Origin of the sequence: Planococcus dechangensis, assembly GCF_042654465.1 — a bacterium.
Lineage (GTDB): Bacteria > Bacillota > Bacilli > Bacillales_A > Planococcaceae > Planococcus > Planococcus dechangensis.
Genome location: NZ_JBHSGL010000005.1, coordinates 69,702 through 93,932, shown reverse-complemented (window position 1 = coordinate 93,932; position 24,231 = coordinate 69,702). Strand labels below are relative to the sequence as shown.

The following is a 24,231-nucleotide window of genomic DNA, read 5'->3' as shown; positions in this document are numbered from 1 at the left end:
AGAAAAAAAATCACTTTGCCTTTTGGGCAAAGTGATTTTCTTAATATTGCATCAAAGTTGTGACATCATAACCGTCAAGATTTTTGCGGCCATCCAAATAAGTTAATTCGATCAAAAATGCACAGCCGACGACAATACCGCCGAGCTGTTCGACCAGACTGATCGTCGCGTTGATCGTGCCGCCCGTTGCCAGCAAATCGTCCGTGATCAACACGCGCTGACCCGGCTTGATGGCATCGTTATGCATCGTCAAAACGTCTGACCCGTACTCCAGGCCGTATTGTGCGCGGATGACTTCGCGCGGCAATTTGCCTTCTTTACGGACCGGTGCAAAGCCTATGCCGAGTGCGTAAGCTACTGGGCAACCGATGATGAAGCCGCGTGCTTCCGGTCCGACGATAATTTCTGCATCGACTGTTTTTGCGTATGCAACGATTTGGTCAGTTGCGTATTTATAGGCATCGCCATTGTCCATCAAAGATGTAATATCCTTGAACTTGATTCCTGGCTTCGGCCAATCTTCTACGATGGTCACATATTGCTTTAAATCCATATTTCTTCCTCCTTGGCCGACACTTGGGCGTCAAACCACTCTTTTAGGTCCCGATAAGATGCATACAATAGCTTATGTTCCAACGCAATCTGCTGTTCGCGCTTTTTGTAAGCGGGCGCTTCCGACAAATCACGTTTTCCAGGAGCTTGTGCAATCTCGGTAATTCCATTGTTAAGTGTAACAAAACCGAGTTCAAAAAACACCTGAAGCATGAAAAATAATGTCTCCCGGCTCCAACCTTTATGTTTCGCCAGCTCATCGCCGTTTTTGCCGAAGTCGAAACTACCGCGTTTTTTAACGAACGCAAACAGCCATTTGAATTGGTCACGGTCCGGGATGCGTTCGAAGTATTGCGAATCCGCTGCATAAAAATGGGCGTAAACGCGTTTTGGGCGCATTTGCTTCAAGACGGATGCCAATTGCTCCTCGCTGTCCGGCAAATCGAGCAGGATCAGGTGCTCTTTTGTTTTCGCCACATCCGCAAGCGACCCAGCCAAGACGATCGGCCCTTCCAACAGTGTGCGGAATGCCGATTCGGTTTCCGGCTGGAACGCGACAAACACATGCTTGTCTTTTGGAATCAGCTTGGACCAGCGGCTCACTTGGCGGATGCCGCGGATGTCGAATAATTGCCATTCATCCGTGCGGATATCTTCCACCAGCATTTGCGGTTTTTTGCGACCATTCCATTCGTTGATCTGCAAATCGCCGATAATGTCGATCTTGACGTCAGGCGTCAGCTCATCTCCGAGCTCACCGATGCCAAAGCCGACCGCATCGAGCGTCATGCCGTTTTGTGCCAATTCCATTTTCAAATGCGTTTGGTTGGCGCCGATTTTTCGGATGCTCGCAACGTTGACGCCGTGCAAGTAAAACTTCGGCTTCGAAAAGCCCATGCCGAAAGGCGCCAGTTTGCGCATGCCTTCAATGGTATCGATATCCACTTCATTAAGTGTGACCGGGATATCAATCGCCACGACCGGCACCAAATCTTCTTCGGTTAAAGCCGTTTCCGCTTGCTTATTCAGGCGCTCACGCAGATCGTCCACATCATTCGCTGACAGTGTCATGCCCGCTGCCATCGGATGTCCGCCGAAATGAGGCAAGATGTCACGGTTTTTGGCCAATTCCTCATATAAATGAAAACCTTCGATGCTGCGTGCAGAACCTTTAGCTTTGCCGTTCGCCATGTCGAGCGACAGAACGATCGACGGCCGGTAGTATTTCTCGGTCAATTTGGAAGCGACAATCCCGACAACGCCAGGGTTCCACCCTTCCTGTGCAACAATGATAACGCGCGGCAGCTGTTCACTATAGCGCGCTTCGACTTGTTCGATCGCCTGCTCAGAAATCGCTTTGACGATTGCTTGGCGTTCCTTGTTCAAAACGTCCAAACCGTCAGCGAGCGAACGGGCTTCCGACGTGTCATCGGTTAAAAACATGCGCACGGCCGGGTCGGCTGATTGCAAACGGCCGATCGCATTGATGCGCGGGCCGAACATGAAACCGATCGTTTCTTCAGTAATGTCGCTTTGTTTGACCCCTGCCACATCAGCAAGTGCAGCAATAGCCGGCATTGGCGAATCCTGCAAAGCGCGCAAGCCTTCTTTGACCAGCACACGGTTTTCACCATGAAGCGGCACCAAGTCAGCAATCGTGCCGATTGCGACCAGTTCCGTCAAATGATCCGGGATGTCGCCGTACAAGGCTTGTGCCATCTTGAACGCCACACCGACGCCCGCCAGTTCGCCGAACGGGTAATTGCCCTCGGGATGTCGCGGGTGGATGATCGCGATTGCAGCGGGCATTTCGTCTCCGATATCATGATGGTCGCTGATGATGACGTCCATGCCAAGTTCGTTCGCCAAGTGCACAGGTTCGATTCCCGATACACCATTATCGACCGTGACGATCAATTGGACGCCTTCTTCGTGCGCTTCTTTAAACAGCTCGGCATTCGGGCCGTAGCCGTGATCGAAGCGGTTCGGAATCTTAAACGATACATTTGCGCCTAAATCCTGCAGCACAGTCATCATGACCGTCGTGCTCGTCACGCCATCGGCATCATAATCACCATAGACGAGAATCTTTTCTTGCGCTTCGATTGCTTGCTGGATGCGCGCTACCGCCACGTCCATATCTTTCATCAAAAACGGATTATGTATACCGCTCAAGTCATCGACCAGAAATTCCTGTGCTTTTGCTGCCGTGTCGATTCCACGCGTGACAAGAATCTTTGCCAGCACTGAAGGCAGCGATAGCGCTTGTTGTATTTCCTTAACGGCTTGTTCATTGGGAGTTGTCAATTGCCATCTTTTTTTCGATTCGATCATAAATTCTCACTTCCTCACCCGTTCATTATACAACATCCCAGAGCAGACAAAAACCTTTCGGCAGAGCGCCGAAAGGTTCATTTTTTAATGTTCGTCGCGGCGCGTGTCCGGACGCTGGTCTGGGGTGTCGTTCGTGCCGAATTCATTGCGTCTAGGCTGCGAGCGAAGCGAATCGTCCACATCATGCGTCCGTTCTTCACTTGTGACAACCATCGCTTCTGGCGTCACGCCAGCTCTTTGGTATTCAGCGATTTCGTTCTGTTGCGTAGCGATCAGTGATTCTTTGACAGCCACTTCTTTTTGAAGTGTTTTGACTTTGCGGTTCAAATGGTAGGTACGCGTCATCGCGATGATGCCGGACAACAAGAAGCCGAGCAGCGCCGCTACGAGAATGACGAGAATAAGTGGCCACTGTGCTTCGCCAAAGCCGTAATTGACCGGTACATTGTCTACGTTTAAAACAGCAAAAATAGCGATGATGATAGCAAATACAAGACCGAGCAATAAAAGCCATTGCACTTTCATGGGATTTCATCCTTTCTCTTTCAAACTAAAGTACACCATGCCGCCATCCAAAAGAAAAAACGGACAAGGTATCATCTATCTATACCCTGTCCGTTTCTGCTATTAAACTTATACGACCGGTTCGTCCGAGCCCCATTTGGACTCTTGTTCTTTCTTCTCGATATCGATCGGCCCTTTCTTTTTCAACTCGCCTTTTTTCATGACGAGCCATAGCTGGGCAGCGATGAAGATCGAGGAGTATGTTCCTGCGATCAATCCGATCAATAATGCGATCGAGAAGTTGGTGATCGATGGTGCGCCGAAAATGAGCAAGGCGAGCACGACAAGGAATACCGTCATGACGGTATTTACTGAACGCGTCAATGTTTGGCGCAAGGACGTGTTGACGATGCGTTCCAATTGCTCGACCGTTTCTACCTTCTTCACTCGGCGCATATTTTCACGGATTCTATCAAAGGTCACGATCGTATCGTTGATCGAGTAACCGACAATCGTCAGAACCGCCGCGATAAAGGTGATGTCCACTTCCAGCCTCAACAAGCTGAATACCGCGATGATGAAGAACGTATCGTGAACCAATGCTGCAACAGCCGCGACACCCATGCGCCATTCAAAGCGGAAAGCAACATAGATGATGATGCCGACTGCCGCAATGGCGAGTGCCATCATGGCGTTTCGTGCAAGTTCACGGCCGACCGTATCGGATACAGTCGAGACGTTCGGCTCAATGCCGAATTCCTCTATGGCCGCTGACTTCAAGCTATCGATTTCTTGCTGGCTGAATTCCTCGCTATAGCGGACGACGCCGATCGATGAACCTTCACCCGACATGACGATGCTTGAAGACGGATAACCCGTCTCATCCAGGAAGTTCTCCACTTCCTCAGCAGTCAACGGCGATTCAGAAGTGATTTCAACACGTGTACCGCTGGAGAAATCGATTCCCAAATTCAATTGGAAGATCGACAATACCACCATGCCTGACAAGATCAACGCCAGTGATGCGGCAAAGAATTTGCGGCGGTTGCCGGCAAAGTCAAAACGATCATAAGGTGTCTTCAAGTCGGTAATGTGCAAGTCTTCTGATTTATCATGGAGATGTTTATTATTCAGGCCGAACCAGCGTGGCTTACCATCCAAGAATCCGCTCCATACCCATAAACCGAGCAATAGCCTTGAACCCCATACGGCGGTCAAGAAACTGGCAAGGATGGAGATGATCAAAAGCGTAGCGAAACCTTTAACGGAACTGGTCCCGAAATAAAACAGCACCGATGCAGCTAGTAACGTTGTTATATTGGCATCGATAATGGCCGAGAATGAAGATCGCGCCCCTGCACGGAATGCATCACGCACTGATTGGCCGGTCCGCAATTCCTCGCGGATCCGCTCATAGGTGATGATATTGGCATCGACTGCCATCCCGACACCTAGCATGATTGCCGCAATACCCGGCAAGGTCAATACCCCGCCGATCCATTCGAAAATCAAGAGAATCAAATAAACATAAGCGGATAAGGTGACAACGGCAATCGCTCCTGGGAATCGATAGAACAGCAGCATGAAAATCAACACGGCTGTAATACCGATTCCGGCAGCGACAGTCGTTTGATCAAGTGCTTGTTCACCGAATTGAGCCCCCACAGAAGTCGAATAGATTTCTTCGAGTTTCACAGGCAATGCCCCGGCATTCAAAATACCGGCCAAGTTTTGTGTTTCCTCTACAGTAAAGGAACCGGAAATTTCAACACTCGGTGAATTGATGCGCTGGGAAACGCGCGGGTCAGAGACGAATTTCGGATCTGGCTTTAAGCGTTCTTCCTGGTAGGAATCGACGCCTTCTTCAAAATCCAGCCAGATTACGAGCACATTGTCTGGAGCCGGCATTTGGGAGATCTCGCTAGTGACTTCAGCGAATTTCCCCGGGTCGTTCAATTGAAGTGTCACAATCGGCTGGCCTTCCTGGTTAAACGTTCCAGTCGCGCCGCCTTGCGTCAAATCGTTGCCCGCAAGCATGACATTATCTTCCGCGTCACGGAACGATAAATTCGCTTCGGTCGACAAGAGTTCACGGGCAGTCGATTGATCTTCGACACCTGCTAATTGGACACGGATCCGGTTGCCGCTTTCGATTTGAATGCTCGGTTCACTGACCCCAAGCACGTTGATGCGGCTCATGAGCGCATCTGTCGTATCGGAAACAACGGAATCCGTAATTTCCTGCCCGTCTTCTAGCGGCTCGACTTGATAAAGAACTTCAAATCCGCCTTGCAGGTCCAATCCAAGCTTGATGTCTTTGGCGATCGGCAAACTCGTCGTGCCGATCAAACCGATCAGCAGAAATACCAGCAGGAAAAAGGCGATGATGCGAGATCTTGCTTTCATATGTATAGTTCCTCCTCAATATAGCACACAGCACTTTCATTATCGGTGACGTGTTAAAAGGTGTCAAATCCCACGAGATTTGCCACGCGCTGGGCGCAGAAGCTGCTGCAGGTCCTCCATGTTTTCCTCCGCAAAAAAATTCACCGTCTTAAAGGCTTCGACCTGATGGTAAGCGACAAAATCGGAAGCGGTCAAGTCCATGATATCCGACACCATTTCGTGAAGGCGCATGTTCTCGATATTCTTCTTTTTCCAAGCTTTTTTCAGGCAAAAATCCCAAAGCGCTTCCGGCGTAAACGTTTCGTATTGCAAATACGTAAATTCGCTGCATTTGCTCTCCAATGCCGGCAACACTTGCGCGTATTTTTCCGGGTAGCTGTTCATGGTGGTTCTCCTTTCTGCAGTTCTCTTTCCATTGTACCTTCCAAATGGAAATTTTAGAACAATCGTATCAAAATTTTTGGAAAATTGTTTAATTTATTTGTCTGACATCCGGCCGATGCGGGCCATCAGATTTCCCCATTGACGAAAAAAACGCCTCCCGGATGGAAGACGGTTTTTCATTAGTTCCTATTCAACGATACGGGCGATTGCCTGACGCTCAAACTGCATACGCGTGCCATCTGCCACCGTAATGTAGATTGTTGCATCGTCTACAGCGTCGACCTGGCCGTGCAAGCCGCCGATCGTGACAACGCGGTCCCCACGCTTTAATTCTGACTGCATGTTAGCTGTCGACTTCTGGCGCTTTTGTGCTGGGCGGATAATGAAAAGCCACATCAGCAAGAACATCAATAGTAAAGGTGATAACGCAATTAATGTTTCCATTGTTCAATTTTCCCCCTTTCGTGTTCTCTATAGGTTTCGAACTCAGAAATTTTTTGCATTCGGCTTGTTGAATCCGTACGCTTCAAAAAATTCTTCGCGGAAATCTCCCAGGCGGTCTTCACGAATCGCTTGACGCACCTGCTCCATTAAGTTTAACAGAAAATGAAGGTTATGATAACTCGTAAGGCGAATTCCGAATGTTTCATCGGCACGCAATAAATGATGTACGTATGCACGGGTGTAATTTGTGCATGTATAGCATGTGCATTTCTCATCGATCGGCGTGAAATCGCGCTTGAATTTCGCATTTTTCAAGTTCAAACGGCCTTCACTGGTCATGAGTGTGCCATTGCGCGCAATGCGTGTCGGCAACACACAGTCGAACATATCGATGCCACGGATCGATCCGTCGATCAACGAATCCGGCGAGCCGACGCCCATCAAATAACGCGGCTTGTCGAACGGCATGAACGGCGTCGTGAATTCGAGCGCTCGGTTCATGACGTCTTTCGGTTCACCAACCGACAATCCGCCGATCGCATAGCCTGGAAAATCGAGCGCGACAAGGTCCTCCGCGCTTTGTCTGCGCAGATCTTCGAATTCGCCGCCTTGGATAATGCCGAACAAGCCTTGGTCTTGCGGACGTGCATGTGCGGCCAGGCAGCGTTCCGCCCAGCGCGACGTGCGCTCGACGCTCGATTTCATGTATTCATGCGTCGCCGGGTAAGGCGGGCATTCGTCAAACGCCATCATGATGTCAGAGCCGAGGTCGTTCTGGATTTCCATCGCCTTTTCCGGGCTCAAGAACAATTTGTCGCCGTTCATGTGATTGCGGAAATGAACGCCCTCTTCTTTAATGTTGCGGAACTCGCTTAGCGAGAACACTTGGAAGCCACCGGAATCGGTCAAAATTGGGCGGTCCCAGTTCATGAACTTATGCAAGCCGCCAGCTTCTTTGATGACGTCATTGCCGGGACGCAGCCATAGATGGTACGTATTGCTCAAAATAATGCCCGCGTTCATCGCTTTCAATTCTTCCGGGCTCATCGTTTTGACGGTCGCCTGCGTCCCGACCGGCATAAATGCCGGCGTTTCGAACGAGCCATGCGGCGTATGGACGATGCCAAGGCGCGCGCCTGTTTGTTTGCATGTTTTGATGTGTTCGTATGTTACTGCATGGGTCATGAGTTGGTCTCCTTTTTCTGTGGTTCAATAAACATCGCGTCGCCGAAACTGAAAAAGCGATAACGTTCTTTCACAGCCTCGTGATAAGCATTCAAAATGGCATCCCGGTTCGACATTGCGCTGACCAGCATGACGAGCGTCGATTTCGGCAAGTGGAAATTGGTGATCAAGCCGTCCACCGCACTGAAGCGATAGCCTGGGTAGATAAAGATATCGGTCCAGCCGCTGTCTTCTTGCATTTTGCCATCAAACTTCTGCGCCACCGATTCAAGCGTACGCGTCGAAGTGGTACCGACCGATATGACATTGCCGCCTTTTGTTTTCGTTTCATTGATCAGATCCGCGGTTTGCTGAGTGATGCGGTAAAATTCTGCATGCATTTCGTGGTCTTCGATCGACTCCACCGATACCGGACGGAATGTGCCAAGCCCGACGTGCAAAGTGATAAAAGCGATGTTGACGCCTTTGTTGCGGATCTCGTTGAGCAGTTCATCGGTGAAATGAAGCCCGGCTGTCGGCGCCGCCGCGCTGCCGCGTTCTTTGGCGAACACCGTTTGGTAGCGATCTTGGTCTTCGAGTTTTTCACGGATATACGGCGGCAAGGGCATTTCGCCCAATTGGTCGAGGATCTCATAAAAAATGCCGTCGTACATAAATTTGAAATGACGGCCGCCATGGTCCAGCACGCCAGTGCATTCAGCGCGCAACAGACCGCCGCCGAACGACACGATCGTGCCAACTTTGACTTTTTTTGCCGGTTTGACAAGGGTTTCCCATACGTCTTCTTCGGTCTGCTTCAAGAGCAGCACTTCAATATTGGCACCGGTTTCTTCTTTGGTGCCCATCAGGCGCGCCGGAAGAACGCGCGTGTCGTTCAAAACCAGCAAATCACCTGGATGCAGATGGCCGAGAATATCGCGGAAATGCTTGTGCTCGACTTCTCCTGTCTCTTTATCCATTACGAGCAAACGGCTCGACGTGCGGTCTAAGAGCGGGGTTTGCGCAATCAGCTCTTCCGGCAGCTCGAAATCAAAATCATTTACATTCAATTGGGTTTCATTCGTTAGTTTAGTCATTCAGGCATCTCCATTTTAAAGTGTTCGTAGGCTAATTGTGTCACGGTGCGGCCTCTTGGCGTGCGTTGAATAAAGCCGATCTGCAATAGGTACGGCTCGTAAACGTCTTCGATCGTCGTCGATTCTTCGCCGATGCTCGCAGCGATCGTATCGACGCCGACCGGGCCGCCGCGGAAGCGGTTAATCATGCCGACCAATAGTTTATGGTCGATATGGTCCAAGCCGAGCGGGTCGACTTGCAGCATTTCCAAAGCTTGCTCCGCCATATCGGTCGTGATCGATCCATTGCCGCGCACCATTGCGTAATCACGCACCCGCTTGAGTAGACGGTTGGCGATACGCGGGGTCCCGCGGGAACGGCGTGCGATTTCGATGGCTGCGAGCGGATCGATGTCCGCTTCAAACAGCTCTGCACTGCGCTCGACGATTTGGGTCAATGCTTCGGTGTCGTAATATTCGAGTCGCGCCAATACGCCGAAACGGTCGCGCAGCGGTGCAGACAAAGCGCCTGCACGCGTCGTCGCGCCGATCAAAGTGAAGGGCGGCAAATCGAGTCGCACAGAGCGCGCGGTCGGACCTTTGCCGACGACGATGTCGAGGCAGAAATCCTCCATCGCCGGGTACAGCACTTCTTCGATCGAGCGATTCAAACGGTGAATTTCATCGATGAACAACACATCTCCTGGCTCTAACGACGACACGATCGCCGCCAAGTCGCCGGGACGTTCAATCGCAGGGCCTGACGTCATTTTGACGCCGACTTCCATTTCATTGGCGATGACAGTCGCCAGCGTCGTTTTCCCGAGCCCAGGAGGCCCATACAACAGCACATGGTCAAGCGATTCGCTGCGCATCTTGGCCGCTTCGATGAAAATCTCCAAATTGTGCTTCACTTTCTGCTGGCCGATATATTGCGACAAACGCTGCGGCCGCAACGATTGTTCAAAGCGCTCATCAAATTCAGAAATTTCGCCGTCGATAATTCGTTCTTCCATGGCGCTCGCCTCCTTTTCTTACGTTTGTTTCAGTAATAATTGCAAGGCTTTTTTCATAAAGCCTTCTGTATTGAGTTCAAGGCCTTTTAATTTCGGCTTCACTTTGGTGATCTCGCGCTCTGAATAGCCGAGCGCTGACAAAGCGAGCATCGCTTCTTCAAGCTCCGCTTGTTCTTCGCCGAACAATTGCGGCTGGGCTTCATCCACATAAGACTCCCCGAAGAATTCCGTCAGCTTGCCTTTCAAGTCCAGAATCATCTGGCGTGCGGTTTTTTTGCCGACGCCTGGGAATTTCACTAAGTAATTTTCATCTTCCTGCTCGATCGCTTCGATGACGTATTGCGGCTGGCCAGATGCCAATATCGCAAGCGCGCCTTTCGGACCGATGCCGGATACGCTGATGAGCTTGCGGAACAATTCACGCTGCTCAAGCGTCGGAAATCCGAAAAGGAATTGTGCGTCTTCGCGCACGTGATGATGCACAAAAATCTGTAGCTCGTCCGAACCGAACGAATAAGGATTCGGCGCAAAGATCTGCCAGCCGACTCCCTGCTGTTCCACTACTAAATATTCAGGCGTCACACGGGTGACATGGCCTTTTATGTAATCGTACATAGCAATCGCCCTTTCATTTTCAACCAATTGATTATACCATATTCCGGCGCCTGCTACGAAGAAAGCTATCCGCTCTATTCATCCGGTTTTGGCAATTGAATTCGATCAACTAACAATCAGCGGGACACCCCTTCCCGCTGATTGAAGTTACTCTTTATGCTAAAATGGTTTATAGCATGATTTTGGAGCGGAGGGTTTGCATGAAGAAACTATACGGCGAAGAACGCCGCACAGTGTTGTTAGATGAATTAAAGCAAGTGAGGCGCCCGATGACCGGCAGTGAGCTCGCGAAACTTGCGCAAGTATCCCGCCAAGTGATCGTCGGTGACATGACATTGCTGAAAGCAAAAGGCGAACCGATCATCGCCACAAGCCAAGGCTATTTGTATTTAGATCCTAGCGGCAACCAACAAGTCAGCCGCCGCATCGCCTGTAACCATAAGCCGGAAGAAACCGAAGATGAGCTGCGCCTATTGGTAGGCTTAGGAGTCACCGTCAAAGACGTGTCGATTGAACATCCAGTCTATGGCGAGCTGACAGCCGGCATCCATGTCTCGACACCCCTTGAAGTCGACCTTTTCATGCAGCGCATACGTGAAACCGGGGCGAGTTATTTGCTCGAACTGACCGAAGGCACACATATCCACACGATTACTGCAGAGCTTCCTGAAACGCTCACGCAAGCAGTCGAAGCCATGAAACAGCATGGCTATTTGCTCGAAGAAAACGACTAAGCACTTCCTCTTGAATGCACACAATAAAGAAAAGCAGCGGACGCAAAATCAATGATTTTGCGTCCGCTGCTCTTTTTATATTCTTATCATTTTCCATAGCCTTAAGACTTATACGTGTAATAAGAACCGAGCGTTTTCACACCGCAGCCGAGTGCTGAGAGTTCCTCGAACGCTCCGCGCATCATCGCCGCATTTTCATCTTCCAACACATCCGCAATAAAGAAGTAATTGCCGAGTCCGGTTTTGAGTGGCCGTGATTCGATCTTCGATAAATTCAGCTGGCGCCATGCGAAAACCGACAGCACTTGATGAAGCACACCTGATCGGTCATCTTTCGGCGGCGTGATCATCAAAGTCGTCTTGATTTGCGGCTCGTGTCCCGAATCCGTCAACTTATGGTTGCTTCTCGACAACACGAAAAAGCGTGTATGGTTGAAATGGAAATCATGGATGTCGCGCTGCACGATATCCAAGCCGTATTTGCGCGCTGCGTAATCATTGGCGATTGCCGCAATATTGCGCTCCGGCAATTCCGCCACCATTTTTGCAGCCGCCGCCGTCGAACTGTATTGCTCGAGCGGCGTATTTTTATAAGTGTAATACAAAAATTTATGGCATTGGGCCAGTGCATGCGGGTGGGAATAAATCGCCTCGAACGATTCTGCATCGCGGTTGTCCGGATGAACGAGCAAATGCTGCTCGATCGGCGACAGCACTTCTGCCGTCACGTACAGTTCCGCTTCGTGGAACAGATAATCCACTGTCAGCGGCACCGAACCCTCAAGCGCATTCTCGAGCGGCACGACCGCGTAATCGACCGTTCCCTCTGCGACCGCTTCGATGCATTCGGGAATGGTCGTAAAGGGCATGAGCTGCTCTTTCGGAAAGACTTTGGAAGCCGCTAAATGAGTAAACGACGCTTCCGGACCTAAAAACGAAATTTTCTTTTTCTCTACTGCCATCGACTTATTCCCCCTACATTATGACGAACCGCTGGATACCACATCGGCCGACTCGACGAAATCGAGTTTTTTCAATTGCTGCAAAAACATATCCAATTCCACATCCATAGCCGTCACATCAAGTGATAGCGTTACATTCGCACGCCCTTGAATCGGGATGGTTTGGTGGATGGTCAATATATTACAGCCCATCTTCGCCACGGCTTGGAGCAAAGTGGCAAGCGTTCCTGAGCGGTCTTCCAATTGAAGAAAGACCGTCAGAATCCGTTCTTTCACGATCGAATGGAACGGGAACACCGCATCGCGGTATTTATAAAATGCTGAACGCGACAAGCCGGTCTGGGCGACCGCATCCAAAATGGACATCCGGTCGCGCTGAAGCAATTTTTTCACTTCGAGCGTCTTGACCATCGCTTCGGTCAGCACATCTTCCCGCACCAAATAATAGCGTTGTTCGGAAATGTCTTTCATTCAAGTTACCTCCGCATCAGTCGGTAAATTCAAACTCAAATTCGAGCAGACGGACTGTATCGCCGTTTTCTGCCCCTCGCTCGCGCAATGCATCATCAATGCCCATGCCGCGCATTTGGCGGGCAAAACGGCGAATCGAATCTTCACGCGAGAAGTCGGTCATCTTGAACATACGCTCGATTGCGTAACCGGAAAGGACAAAAGCACCGTCCGAATCGCGAGAAATATCGAAACCGTCGCCCAATTTTTCGTGTTTGTACAGAACTGTACCTGCTGCATCCGGATCCACTTCATCTTCCATCGGGAATTCCGGCGTGACTTCGATCAAGTCGGCAATCGCGAACATCAGATTGCTCAATCCCTTTCTCGACAATGCCGAAATCGGGAACACTTTAGCATCTTCTGGCAATTTCTTGCGGAACGCTTCCAAGTTTTCTTCCGCATCCGGCATGTCCATTTTGTTGGCGACAATCAGCTGCGGACGTTCTGTCAAACGCATATTGTATTGTTTCAATTCTTCATTGATGGTCACATAATCCTCATACGGATCGCGGCCTTCCATGCCGGACATATCGACGATGTGGACGATGACGCGTGTCCGCTCGATGTGGCGCAGGAATTGATGACCAAGGCCAACGCCTTCATGCGCGCCTTCGATGAGCCCAGGAAGATCCGCCATGACGAAGCTGCGATGGTCTTCCGTTTGGACCATGCCGAGATTCGGGACGATCGTCGTGAAATGATACGCGCCGATTTTTGGTTTCGCCGCAGAAACGACCGATAGCAATGTGGATTTCCCGACGCTCGGGAATCCGACAAGGCCGACATCCGCCAATACTTTCAGTTCCAGGACGACATTGCGCTCAAAGCCCGGTTCGCCTTTTTCCGATAGTTCCGGAGCCGGGTTTTGCGGCGTCGCAAAACGCGAGTTGCCGCGACCTCCGCGGCCTCCGCGTGCGATGACTGCTGTTTGGCCTTCTTCGACCAAATCCGCAATCGTCTCGTCTGTGTCCACGTCGCGGACAATTGTGCCCGGCGGAACTTTGATAATCATATCGTGTGCTTTGGCACCGTGCTGGTTTTTGCTCATGCCGTGCGTACCGCGGTCCGCTTTGAAAATCCGTTTGAAACGGAAATCCATGAGTGTGCGCAAGCCTTCATCGACTTGGAAGACGATATCCGCGCCTTTTCCTCCGTCGCCGCCGGCTGGGCCGCCGTTCGGTACATATTTTTCGCGGCGGAATGCTACCATGCCATCCCCGCCGTCGCCACCTCTTACATATACTTTTACGTGATCGACAAACATATTATCCCTCCATCTGTGCGTGGATCTCGACTTTCGAGCGATCCGATCCGCACGCTTTACCAATTGCTAATTGCTGTGAATCTAAATCCAGTGCTGACCAGTCGCCTGGCCCTGACAATTCCAAGAAAAACCGGCCATCTACTTCCAGTAAGCGCATGTCCACCGGGTACGGCCAAGCATCCGAAAAAGCCTGCTTGATGCTGTTTGCAAAAGCTTCCAGCCAGTCGTGAAGCACATCGTCTGAGATCGCTGGCGCCCGTTCCGCCTCGCACATCAACGTGATGTGCAGTTCAGGATGGCGCCAGGCCGAAGTCAGCAGCCATTCTTCAGTCTTTGGCAATAAAAGTGCTGACAGCCGGCTGTTGTGCATAGCCGCTTCGGCATACGTACGAATGAGCGCTTGCGCTTTTTCCGCACGCCCTAAATCAAGATTCAATTTGATTAGCTGCAGCTCATTCAAAAAATCATGGCGCGCATGCCGAAGCGATTGTGCCACTGTTAACTTGTTGTCCATACCGCACTTCCTTTTTTGCACTTTGTCCAAGTATACCAAGTTTGGGATGAAAATTCCCGCGACGCAATCCGGACAGTCGATAGTTCAAAAGAAAAAGGACTGCGAAAGCAGCCCTTTTCGTTTTTTATTAAGCTTCCTGAGCAACCGGGTAGACGCTCACTTTCTTCTTATCGCGGCCGTAGCGCTCGAAGCGTACTGTACCGTCGATTTTCGCGTAAAGTGTGTCATCCCCACCACGTCCAACGTTCTCGCCTGGATAGATTTTCGTACCGCGTTGACGGTAAAGAATAGATCCGCCAGTTACGATTTGTCCGTCAGCACGTTTAGCGCCAAGGCGTTTTGATTCCGAATCACGACCGTTCTTCGTTGAACCAACACCTTTTTTGGATGCGAAAAACTGAAGATTTAATTTCAACATATGTCCCACCTCCTAAGCTGTGAAGGTTATTTTTATAAAGTCTGCATAATCATGTTCAATCGTTTCCAAAGAAATGATCATTCCGCGTACGAGCAGTTGAACCTGCTCATCCGTTTTAGAGTCAATGTTCTTTGGAAAGCCGATTTTCAAAAAACCGCTCTCTGCCTGTTCGATATCGGGTTCAATTCCCGTCAGCGCCATGATGGCGTTTACTGCCCCAAAGGATACAGCTGAAGCGCCGGCACATACAAGATCCTGGCCGTGATCGGCAAAATCCGCATGCCCCGACATTTCAAAGCCCGTAATGCGGCTGCCGGTTTGATGAATCATCACCTGAATCATTCTTACAGGTTGATCGCGTCAACAGTCAATTTTGTGTATGGCTGACGATGACCTTGTTTTTTGTGATAGTTCTTTTTCGCTTTGTATTTGAAGACAGTGATCTTTTTCGCGCGGCCCTGTTTTTCAACTTTCGCTGTAACAGTAGCTCCTTCAACGAAAGGAACACCTACTTTAGAATCGTCTCCACCTACAAATAGAACTCTATCAAATGTTACTGTGTCGCCAGCTTCTGCGTTCACTTTCTCAACGTAGATCTCTTGACCAGCTTCTACTTTGATTTGTTTTCCACCAGTTTCAATAATTGCGTACATATCCTTGCACCTCCTCTTAGACTAAGACTCGCCTCTCCAGGTGATCTCGCGATGCTTTAAGACCCGGTTCGAGCGGTTGTAGCACGGGTGCGCTACAAACATAACATTAGAATAATATCATGCGGGGCATACCCGCGTCAATACACAACTGAAAAGAGTTGAGAATGCCGCTTTGTAATTTCGATGAGTCTTGCGAGATGAAGAATGCGGAAATATTAAAAGGGTTCGATTGGGTGTCATCTTACGATTTTGCCTCCCGCTTTGGGTTGGCCTCTTGCCATAAGCCAGATAGAGCGCCTGTCTTACGGCATCGGCTCACCCGCGGCGCGGTTCGGCTGTGAGATTTCATGGTGACTTATGTGTTAAGGAGTTGCCGGTTCTGTATGCAGTGCCGTCTAGTTGGGGAATCGCTTCCCAATCAGGATGTATGAGGTGTGGAATAAAATGTGCTTGGATGTTTCGTGTGTTTGACTTTGTGTCACTTTGAAATTTGCCTCAGCTTACCAGGACAGCGACAACTAAGATGAACCATAAATAAAACACGGAAACAATTCGACAAGCAACCGCCAGCTTTCTTAATATATGCCACATCAAGGAAGCGATTCCCCAACTAGCTGGCAACTCTTAAAGAAGCAGATTTGATTAAACAACTTGCACACATAGAAATATTTGAGCCGCCCAGCGTCAAGGGTGGGCCGACGCAATAAGACAGATGTTCTTCCTGGCTTATTGCTAAAGGCCAACCCAAAGCAGGGTGGCGACTATCTAGGTGACACTCAACTACAGAACAGAAACTATTGCATAGACAAACCCTCGCTCTCATCACTCATATACTGACAGGAAAAAGAGTCCATCTCAGCCTCACGCAAAATATATTGGCGAATCTATTCGCGATGCGCTAAAACTTGCACTCGTAACAATTTCGGTAGCGCTGGTCTTCTGCTCTACTTTCACTCCATCCAAATCTCCAACAAAAAACGCCACCGCAGATGCAGTGGCGTTAAGCTTAATTATTTACTTGAAAAAATCGATTTCAATTTGCCGAACATGCCTGGCTTCGGCTTGTCCATGGTCATGAGTGGAACCGATTCTCCGAGCAGGCGGCGTGCGATGTTGCGGTAGCCAAGTGCTGCAGGGTTCGATGGGTCCATGACGACCGGTTCGCCTTTGTTCGAGCTGGAGATGACACGCTCGTCGTCCGGCACGATGCCGAGCAGATCGATCGATAGATGTGTCGTGATTTCGTTGACGTCGAGTGCATCGCCCGCTTCCATCAAATGCGGACGGATCCGGTTGATGATCAGCTTCGGTGCATCCAGGTTTTCTTCTAGCTCCAGCAAGCCGATGATGCGGTCAGCGTCGCGCACGGCGGAAATTTCCGGTGTCGTGATGACGATGGCGCGGTCTGCGCCTGCAACAGCGTTCTTGTAGCCTTGCTCGATGCCGGCTGGGCAGTCGATGATGATAAAATCATAGTCAGGCTTCATGCTTTCGACCAGTTCTTTCATCTGTTCCGGGTTGACGTCGTTTTTATCAGCTGTCTGTGCTGCCGGAAGCAGGAATAATTTGTCTTCAAAACGCTTGTCTTTGACGAGCGCTTGGTGAATTTTGCAGCGGCCTTCAAGCACATCGATCAAGTCGTAGATGATGCGGTTTTCGAGGCCCAAGATAACATCCAGGTTGCGCAAACCGATATCGGTATCGATCAAGCATACTTTTTTGCCTTGAAGAGCCAATGCAGTGCCGAGGTTCGCAGTAGACGTCGTTTTGCCGACGCCTCCCTTGCCTGATGTAATTACGATAGCTTCTCCCACACTAGCTTCCTCCTTTAAACGTAGAAATTTGCGGACGCAGGAATCTGAGTTCCTGCAAACGGTCAATGATGATTTTGCCACTCGTATGTAAATAAGCGCATTCCATTTCAGGCTGCTCCGACAAGCTGTCCAGTTCGTCGGTCATCGTTTCGATTTCGTCAGCGATCATGAGATGCGTTGCTTCGAGCCATGAGGCTGCAATGACGGCTTCGCGGTTGCCCGCAGCGCCAGCATGTGCGATGCCTTTTAGGCGCCCGAGCACATAGACATTTCCGCCCGCTTCGATGCGGCCGTTTTGGTTGACGTCGCCGATGACGACCAAGTCGCCTTTCGCACGCACGACTTGACCGGAACGGACGATGCCGACGTATGTTTCCGATTGGCGCTCAGCAATCATGCGGTTGCATTCTTCCACGGTAACGACATCGCATTTCGTGCCGATTACTTTCATTTTCGAATTGTCGTGGATCGTTTTTTTGATTTCATCCAATTGCTCTTGGCTGTAATGGCGGTTCGCCAATTGGATCTGCACTTCCGCTTCGCCTTCAAGCGCCGGATCGGATACTTTCTTCTTCAGCTCTTCTAGCAACTCCGTATAAGAAGCCATGTCGTTCAGCTGGATGAGAAGCCCTTTGTTCGTCCCTTTAATGTTTACGATATTTTTCAAAAAAACTGTCACCTGCGCTTTCTTTAATATAACCCGAGCCTGTTTTCACGCTGTGGATCTTGTGTCACCATCATCGATCTGAATACCCAGCCGACGAGCCCCAGGTATAGCGAGTTGGCGATCAAAGTCGGCCACAATCTAGTGGTCAGGAACGTACCGGCCGGCGCCGCTGTTAAACCGATCAGGAGGAAGAACAAATAAAGTGCCACTTCCATCACTAGCAGCAAACCAAGTGCCAACAGCGTCGCTGACAGCAGATTTTGCGGAATCTTTTTGAAAACGTACGCGGCGATCAGGCAGACAGCCGGATACAGAAAAGAATATAATCCAATAATATCAATGTAAAAGACATCATACAAGAGGCCGAAGAACAAACCATAGAACAAGGCGTGGCGCAACTCGTAGAAAACAGTCAAAAAGATCAGGAATAAAATGAGAAAGCGCGGGACGATGTAATAAAGCGCACCGCCAATTGACAACGGTGAGAACAAGCCGAAGATCGGTTCAACGAAAAACAGTACGAGACAGACGACCGGAACGAGAAATCGAATCATGATTCCTCATCCTCCTCCGCCGTCAGCCCGTTGTCTTCTCCGTCTACTTCCGGCATGAGCCGGTCGGCAATGACAACGTGGTTGAGCATTGAGAAGTCAGCGGCCGGTTTGACATAAGCGAGATTGGTCAGTCCGAACTCGTCGATCGTCACTTCGGTGATTTCGCCGATGACGACGCCTTTCGGGAAAATTCCGCCGAGTCCGCTCGAGACGACTTTGTCGCCTTCTTGCAGTTCAACCGAGAAGTCGATGCGTTTGAGCAGCAGTTCGCGGCGTTCCGCGTCATAGCCTTCGATCAAGCCGAACACATCATCTTCCCCGAGCACCATCGCAGAGACGCGGTAGTTCGGGTTTTGAGTCGTCACCAATTCGACGGTCGAGGTGGTCGGTGTAACGATGGTGACTTTACCGATCAAGCCTCTAGATGTCATGACGGCCATGTTTTCTTTGACACCATGGTTGGTGCCGCGGTTCAAAATGATTTTTTCTTCCCATTGATCGGGATTTCGTGCGATGACGACCGCTTGGATCGGGTTGTAATCGCGCAAGTCTTCTTCTTTGTCGACCAGTTCTTTGAGTTCCTCATTTTCCGAACGCAAATCGGTCACTTCCGCTTGCACCCCCGCAAATTCCTCGAGGCGTGCTTTTAGCAGGCGGTTTTCTTCAAACGTGTTGATCAGCGAATCGACGTTGTCGAACACACCGGTGACAAAATGGGCCGGCCGTGAAAATACCGATTGCCCCGCACCGACCGCTTCTTTGACGATCTGCGCAGGCAGCGTCACTTGCCCGCGATCCCGAAGCGTCAAGGAGATGAGTGCGACGAGCAGGATAACGCCGATCAACAGCAGGATAAGCCGCTTATTCGATAAAAACTGTGGCATATGAGGCGATCCTCCTTAATTGATTGGCTCATGTAGTATGGGTAGAAATCATTTAGGGCGTTCAATGGCGGAACGGTAACGGTCGAAATTCTCCAACGCGCGACCGGTTCCAAGTGCGACCGAATCTAGCGGATGATCAGCGATGAACACCGGCATTCCGACCGCTTCCGCGATCATTTTGTCGAGGTTTTTCAGCAGCGCCCCGCCGCCAGTCAAGAAGATGCCGCGGTCCATAATGTCGGACGCAAGTTCAGGAGGCGTTTTTTCAAGCGTAGTCCCGAGCCCTTCGACGATTTTCATGACAGGCTCTTTTAATGCGAGCGCTATTTCTGTTGCGGTGATGGTCAATGTTTTCGGGAATCCCGTCAACAAATCGCGGCCGCGAACTTCCATGGATACGTCCGCCTCTTCATCGTTCATCACGGCTGCGGTGCCGATCCCCATTTTCAGGTTTTCCGCGGTGCGTTCGCCGATGATGACGTTATAGGTTTTGCGCACATACTGGATGATCGCTTCATCCATCTCGTCCCCGCCGACGCGGATCGATTCGCTCGATACGATGCCGCCGAGCGAGATGATGGCGACTTCCGCCGTTCCGCCTCCTATATCGACGACCATGCTGCCGACAGGTTCCCATACCGGAAGGCCTGCGCCGATTGCAGCAGCAAAAGGTTCTTCAATCGTATACGCTTCGCTGGCGCCGACTGCGCGCGCTGCATCCAATACGGCGCGCTGTTCTATAGAAGTAACTCCGTACGGCACGCAGATCAGCACTTTGCCGCCGCGCCATTTGCCCGGTGCTTTGCCGGTTGCCTGCGCGATGCAATGCTTGATCATGGCAAGCGTCGTATCGTAATCGGAAATGACACCGTCTTGCATCGGGCGCAGCGCCACAATGTTCGCAGGCGTCCTGCCCAACATATCGCGCGCGCGCTTGCCGACAGCGACGATTTCATTCGTGCGGGTGTTTTTGATGACGATCGACGGCTCGCGCAGCACGATGCCGCGTCCTTTTAAATAGACGAGCGTATTCGCGGTGCCGAGGTCGATGCCGAGGTCTTTCGAAGCAAATCCAAACACATTGATCTTTCCCTTCTTATGTAAACCGGCGGTACCGGCAACAGCTTTGCACAATACCACCCATTATAGAACATCCGGAAAAAAATATACAGTGCTACATGAACCCCTTTTCTTTCAATGAGGTGAATTGATGATCGCCGATGATGATATGGTCCAGCAGTTCGATGCCGATGATCGAGCCAGCTTCCATGAGCCGCTTCGTGACATCGATGTCTTCCGGCGAAGGGGCAGGGTTTCCGGAAGGATGGTTGTGCGCACAAACGATCGATGCGGTCGAGCGTCTGACGGCTTCGCGGAAGATTTCTCGGGGATGGACGATGGAGGCGTTAAGACTGCCGACAAAAATTGTTTGACGGTGCATCACTTGGTTTTTGATGTTGAGGAACAAACAGACGAAATGTTCTTGCTTGAGTGAAGTCATGTCGTCCATTAAATAGGTCGCAGCATCTTTCGGGGAACGGATCGTAAACCGCTCATCGGTTTGTTTGGACGACAGACGCCGGCCGAGTTCGACCGCAGCCAAAAGCTGGACTGCTTTCGCTTCGCCGATGCCGTTGATCGCCGTCATTTCTTCGATGGCGGCATGCTTGAGTTCGTGGAGGTGTTCGAATTGCTTGAGCACGCGGTTGGCCAAATGCAGCACCGATTCTTCTCGCGTTCCGGTGCGCAGTAAAATGGCGATGAGCTCTTGGTTGGATAAGCTCACCGCCCCTTGTTTGATAAGCCGCTCACGCGGGCGGTCAGCGGCGTGGACATCACGGATCATGAGCGCTTGATCATTTGGCATAATCATGCGCTCCTTCGATCTGTGTATAGCCCGCACGCGTCAATTGCTGCAAGAGTTTGGCGACAGGCAACCCGACGACCGCATGATAATCACCTTCAATGCCTTCGACGAACAGCCCGGACAAGGTTTGGATGCCGTAAGCGCCAGCTTTATCGTAAGGGTCTTCGGTATCTGTATAGGCATCGATCCAGCTCGCTGGCAAGTCATAAAAACGTACTTTGACGCGTTCGTGGAATGACAGTTCACTCGCTCCTTGGCGCACCGAAACTGCCGTGATGACTTCGTGGACCTGCCCGGACAAGCGCTGGAGATAGCTCATCGCCTGTTGTTTATCTTGCGGCTTTAACAGGATATGCCCGTCCAATACGACGATCGTATCCGCCCCGATCACCAGCGCGTCTTTTTGGCGGCGGGCGATTTCTTCGGCTTTTTGTTGTGCGCACGCCATGACATAGCCGAGCGGCGTTTGGAATGCTTTCGGGTCAGGCTCCGCCTGTTTGCTCGGCGTCACCTCGAACGGAATGCCGAGCATGCCGAGCAGTTCACGGCGGCGCGGTGATTGTGATGCTAATACGAGCGGATATTTCGATGTAAACTTCATAATTAAAACCCCTCCTTTTTTACAGTCATCATACCATTCGGCAAGATCGACGGCAAAATGGCGAAATCCAGAATTTGACCGGAATTCCAGGGTCATATCTTCAATTTCAAGATAGCGCTTTCATCAGAACGAAGAGTATGGGCAAAGTTTTTTGTGTCTGCCGCATATTTTTTGATAGCTGGAAAGCCCGTCATCAAGCCATCTATTGTTATCATCAAATATTATTCAAAATTAGCGCAATTGGCACTTCAGGAATAAGCTTTTCTTATGATTATGAACGTTTTATAATGGATAACAGCTTTAATTTTTTGAAAATTACTATTACGAAATAATTAGATAGTCTTTTTCATATCCAACGCTTGAAGGGAGTTTGTCTATTTTGAAAAAACAAAGACGAGGATTGTTCCAAAAATCCCTCGACCGCATCGAAACGATCGGTAATAAACTGCCGCACCCGGTGACGCTTTTTGCGGGGCTGGCGATACTCGTGCTGGTCATTTCGGCCGTACTTGCCAACCTCGGCATCTCGGTTGAACACCCCGGGCAAGAAGGTGAAATCGTCGAAGTCAAGAACTTGCTCAATGCTGAAGGCATTCAATACATATTCGGCAGCATGGTCAGCAACTTCATCGGCTTCGCACCGCTCGGCGTCGTGCTCGTAACGATGCTCGGGATCGGCGTTGCCGAACGCACCGGATTGATCTCGGCATTGTTGCGCGGTTTCGTATTATCGATTCCGAAATTCCTGATCACCGGCGGTCTAGTCTTCGCCGGTATCATGGCCAGTGTCGCGTCTGACGCAGGATACGTAGTCTTGCCGCCGCTTGGCGCAGTTATTTTCGCTGCACTTGGGCGCCATCCGCTCGCGGGTCTTGCCGCCGCGTTTGCCGGTGTTTCTGCCGGCTTCTCGGCGAACTTGCTGCTATCTGCAACAGACGCCATGCTTGGTGAACTGACGATCTCCGCCGCTGCGATCATGGATCCGGCATATGCGGAAGGCATGAACATCGCGATGAACTATTACTTCATTATCGCATCTGTGTTCTTGTTGACGATCGTTGGTGCTGTCGTCACCGAAAAAATCGTCGAACCGCGCCTGGGCGAATACAAAGGCGAGTTCCGCGAAGAAATGAAAGGCTTGACGACACTCGAGAAAAAAGGTTTGCTATGGGCTGGCGTCGCGACACTTGTCGGCGTCATCTTGACGGCACTGCTCATCGTTCCAGAGAACGGCGTGCTGCGCGGTGAAGACGGCGGCATCGTCCAATCACCGTTCATGAGCTCGCTCGTCCCGATCATCACGATCTTGTTCTTCATTCCAGGCCTTGCCTACGGAATTGCAACGAAAAACATCACCAGCGATAAAGATGTCGCAGAGCAAATGTCCGATACGATGGCTTCCATGGGCGTCTTTATCGTCCTCGCGTTCACTGCCGGACAATTCGTCGCCTACTTTGCGGAATCGAACATCGGCATGGTACTCGGCGTCTACGGTGCCGAAGCGCTGGAATCCTTGAGCCTCACCGGCATTCCGCTGATCATCGGCTTTATCATCGTCGTCGGGATCATCAATTTGTTCATCGGTTCCGCTTCCGCGAAATGGGCGATGCTGGCACCGGTATTCGTACCGATCATGATGCAGCTCGGCTATTCACCGGAATTGACGCAAATGGCGTACCGCATCGCGGATTCGTCCACGAACATCATCACACCGCTCATGACGTATTTCGCGATCATCATTGCATTCGCACAGAAATACGACAAGAAAATGGGCATCGGTACATTGATCTCGGTCATGTTCCCTTACTCGATTTTCTTCATGGCCATTTGGACCGTCATGCTGATTGTCTGGATGCTCTTCGGCATCGATCTCGGGCCAGCTTCACCGATCCATTACAACAACTAAAGAACAACAAAAGCGACAGCACCGAAATCCGGTGCTTTCGCTTTTTTGTGTATTTATGATAGTGAGTCTCTTTGGTTGATATTCCGCAAAACAGCTAAGCTTGTCGCGGGTGAGCGCCAAGCCGCTTCGTCGCTACGCAAAAACATCTGCTCCCACATTTACTACGTAAATGCCAGGTTGTTGAGAAACAATAAGTAGCTGGGTTTTCCGAAGCGTATCGCTCGCTTTCCGTGGGGCGGGAATCGAGCCTCCTCGCTCGCTCTGCTCACTGTGGGGTCTCTCAAACCCGCTAGTCCCACAGGAGTCGAGCGAATGCTTCTCCAAACACTTAAACATTTCTCTGATTCTCTGGTCTAGCGAAAAGTAGCTCATTCTTAGAATTGAT

Annotated in this window: 26 protein-coding genes and 1 other annotated feature; of the genes, 2 read left to right on the top strand and 24 right to left on the bottom strand. The window is 50.6% G+C overall.

Features of this window, described 5'->3' with window-relative positions; translation table 11 throughout:
- Window positions 1–40 precede the first annotated feature (40 nt).
- From ACFO5U_RS03485 to ruvA, 10 genes are all read right to left on the bottom strand, one after another.
- Entirely contained in the window at window positions 41–553 is a 513-nt protein-coding gene (locus ACFO5U_RS03485; protein ID WP_377276741.1) for an adenine phosphoribosyltransferase, read from the bottom strand.
- On the bottom strand, window positions 544–2,886 hold the full coding sequence (gene recJ / locus ACFO5U_RS03480) for a single-stranded-DNA-specific exonuclease RecJ (RefSeq protein WP_377276739.1): 2,343 nt from the start codon (window positions 2,884–2,886) through the stop codon (window positions 544–546). The genes ACFO5U_RS03485 and recJ overlap by 10 nt, the downstream gene beginning before the upstream one ends.
- Before the next feature lie 84 nt (window positions 2,887–2,970).
- Entirely contained in the window at window positions 2,971–3,411 is a 441-nt protein-coding gene (locus tag ACFO5U_RS03475) for a LapA family protein (protein ID WP_377276737.1), read from the bottom strand.
- A 108-nt stretch (window positions 3,412–3,519) separates the two neighbouring features.
- Window positions 3,520–5,796: a protein translocase subunit SecDF gene (secDF, locus tag ACFO5U_RS03470; RefSeq protein ID WP_377276735.1), complete on the bottom strand. Its 2,277-nt coding sequence runs from the start codon at window positions 5,794–5,796 to the stop codon at window positions 3,520–3,522.
- 63 nt (window positions 5,797–5,859) lie between these two features.
- Entirely contained in the window at window positions 5,860–6,180 is a 321-nt protein-coding gene (locus ACFO5U_RS03465) for a post-transcriptional regulator (protein ID WP_377276734.1), read from the bottom strand.
- A gap of 186 nt (window positions 6,181–6,366) precedes the next feature.
- Complete coding sequence (gene yajC, locus ACFO5U_RS03460; protein WP_377276732.1) at window positions 6,367–6,624, bottom strand: preprotein translocase subunit YajC; 258 nt, start codon at window positions 6,622–6,624, stop codon at window positions 6,367–6,369.
- A gap of 42 nt (window positions 6,625–6,666) precedes the next feature.
- The gene (gene tgt / locus ACFO5U_RS03455) at window positions 6,667–7,809 is read right to left on the bottom strand and encodes a tRNA guanosine(34) transglycosylase Tgt (RefSeq protein WP_377276730.1); all 1,143 of its coding nucleotides are present in this window, start codon (window positions 7,807–7,809) and stop codon (window positions 6,667–6,669) included.
- Window positions 7,806–8,858 (bottom strand): tRNA preQ1(34) S-adenosylmethionine ribosyltransferase-isomerase QueA, encoded by a 1,053-nt coding sequence (queA, locus tag ACFO5U_RS03450; protein ID WP_377279444.1) that lies wholly within the window; start codon window positions 8,856–8,858, stop codon window positions 7,806–7,808. The genes tgt and queA overlap by 4 nt, the downstream gene beginning before the upstream one ends.
- Window positions 8,859–8,881: 23 nt before the next feature.
- On the bottom strand, window positions 8,882–9,880 hold the full coding sequence (gene ruvB / locus ACFO5U_RS03445; protein ID WP_377276728.1) for a Holliday junction branch migration DNA helicase RuvB: 999 nt from the start codon (window positions 9,878–9,880) through the stop codon (window positions 8,882–8,884).
- Window positions 9,881–9,898: 18 nt separating this feature from the next.
- Window positions 9,899–10,495 carry a Holliday junction branch migration protein RuvA gene (gene ruvA / locus ACFO5U_RS03440; protein WP_377276726.1) on the bottom strand — a complete coding sequence of 199 codons (597 nt, stop codon included), beginning with the start codon at window positions 10,493–10,495 and terminating at the stop codon, window positions 9,899–9,901.
- Window positions 10,496–10,695: 200 nt separating this feature from the next.
- Here ruvA and ACFO5U_RS03435 point away from each other — a divergent pair, with 200 nt between their 5' ends.
- Window positions 10,696–11,229 (top strand): transcription repressor NadR, encoded by a 534-nt coding sequence (locus ACFO5U_RS03435; RefSeq protein ID WP_377276724.1) that lies wholly within the window; start codon window positions 10,696–10,698, stop codon window positions 11,227–11,229.
- 101 nt (window positions 11,230–11,330) lie between these two features.
- Here ACFO5U_RS03435 and pheA read toward each other — a convergent pair whose 3' ends face one another.
- The 14 genes from pheA to ACFO5U_RS03365 form a co-directional block, all read right to left on the bottom strand.
- The gene (pheA, locus tag ACFO5U_RS03430; RefSeq protein WP_377276722.1) at window positions 11,331–12,191 is read right to left on the bottom strand and encodes a prephenate dehydratase; all 861 of its coding nucleotides are present in this window, start codon (window positions 12,189–12,191) and stop codon (window positions 11,331–11,333) included.
- Window positions 12,192–12,209: 18 nt separating this feature from the next.
- Entirely contained in the window at window positions 12,210–12,662 is a 453-nt protein-coding gene (locus ACFO5U_RS03425) for an ACT domain-containing protein (RefSeq protein WP_377276721.1), read from the bottom strand.
- Between the two features lie 16 nt (window positions 12,663–12,678).
- Window positions 12,679–13,968: a GTPase ObgE gene (gene obgE / locus ACFO5U_RS03420; protein WP_377276720.1), complete on the bottom strand. Its 1,290-nt coding sequence runs from the start codon at window positions 13,966–13,968 to the stop codon at window positions 12,679–12,681.
- 1 nt (window position 13,969) lies between these two features.
- Entirely contained in the window at window positions 13,970–14,482 is a 513-nt protein-coding gene (locus ACFO5U_RS03415) for a Spo0B domain-containing protein (protein ID WP_377276718.1), read from the bottom strand.
- Window positions 14,483–14,609: 127 nt separating this feature from the next.
- Window positions 14,610–14,900 carry a 50S ribosomal protein L27 gene (gene rpmA, locus ACFO5U_RS03410; RefSeq protein ID WP_377276716.1) on the bottom strand — a complete coding sequence of 97 codons (291 nt, stop codon included), beginning with the start codon at window positions 14,898–14,900 and terminating at the stop codon, window positions 14,610–14,612.
- A 12-nt stretch (window positions 14,901–14,912) separates the two neighbouring features.
- Complete coding sequence (locus ACFO5U_RS03405) at window positions 14,913–15,242, bottom strand: ribosomal-processing cysteine protease Prp (protein WP_377276715.1); 330 nt, start codon at window positions 15,240–15,242, stop codon at window positions 14,913–14,915.
- 2 nt (window positions 15,243–15,244) lie between these two features.
- Window positions 15,245–15,553 carry a 50S ribosomal protein L21 gene (rplU, locus tag ACFO5U_RS03400; protein WP_377276714.1) on the bottom strand — a complete coding sequence of 103 codons (309 nt, stop codon included), beginning with the start codon at window positions 15,551–15,553 and terminating at the stop codon, window positions 15,245–15,247.
- A gap of 14 nt (window positions 15,554–15,567) precedes the next feature.
- Window positions 15,568–15,641, bottom strand: a sequence feature (ribosomal protein L21 leader region).
- 922 nt (window positions 15,642–16,563) lie between these two features.
- Window positions 16,564–17,367: a septum site-determining protein MinD gene (minD, locus tag ACFO5U_RS03395; RefSeq protein WP_377276713.1), complete on the bottom strand. Its 804-nt coding sequence runs from the start codon at window positions 17,365–17,367 to the stop codon at window positions 16,564–16,566.
- A gap of 1 nt (window position 17,368) precedes the next feature.
- A complete protein-coding gene (gene minC / locus ACFO5U_RS03390; protein WP_377276711.1) occupies window positions 17,369–18,034 on the bottom strand; it encodes a septum site-determining protein MinC in 666 nt (221 codons plus the stop codon).
- A 23-nt stretch (window positions 18,035–18,057) separates the two neighbouring features.
- Window positions 18,058–18,588 (bottom strand): rod shape-determining protein MreD, encoded by a 531-nt coding sequence (gene mreD / locus ACFO5U_RS03385; protein WP_377276709.1) that lies wholly within the window; start codon window positions 18,586–18,588, stop codon window positions 18,058–18,060.
- Window positions 18,585–19,472 (bottom strand): rod shape-determining protein MreC, encoded by an 888-nt coding sequence (mreC, locus tag ACFO5U_RS03380; protein WP_377276708.1) that lies wholly within the window; start codon window positions 19,470–19,472, stop codon window positions 18,585–18,587. The genes mreD and mreC overlap by 4 nt, the downstream gene beginning before the upstream one ends.
- Window positions 19,473–19,520: 48 nt before the next feature.
- Window positions 19,521–20,552, bottom strand: a complete 1,032-nt coding sequence (locus ACFO5U_RS03375) for a rod shape-determining protein (protein WP_377276706.1) — start codon at window positions 20,550–20,552, stop codon at window positions 19,521–19,523.
- Between the two features lie 94 nt (window positions 20,553–20,646).
- Complete coding sequence (gene radC / locus ACFO5U_RS03370) at window positions 20,647–21,339, bottom strand: RadC family protein (RefSeq protein WP_377276704.1); 693 nt, start codon at window positions 21,337–21,339, stop codon at window positions 20,647–20,649.
- Entirely contained in the window at window positions 21,329–21,940 is a 612-nt protein-coding gene (locus ACFO5U_RS03365) for a Maf family protein (protein ID WP_377276702.1), read from the bottom strand. The genes radC and ACFO5U_RS03365 overlap by 11 nt, the downstream gene beginning before the upstream one ends.
- A 379-nt stretch (window positions 21,941–22,319) precedes the next feature.
- On the opposite strand from ACFO5U_RS03365, the gene ACFO5U_RS03360 reads away from it, so the two are divergent.
- Complete coding sequence (locus ACFO5U_RS03360) at window positions 22,320–23,846, top strand: AbgT family transporter (protein WP_377276700.1); 1,527 nt, start codon at window positions 22,320–22,322, stop codon at window positions 23,844–23,846.
- Window positions 23,847–24,231 lie beyond the last annotated feature (385 nt).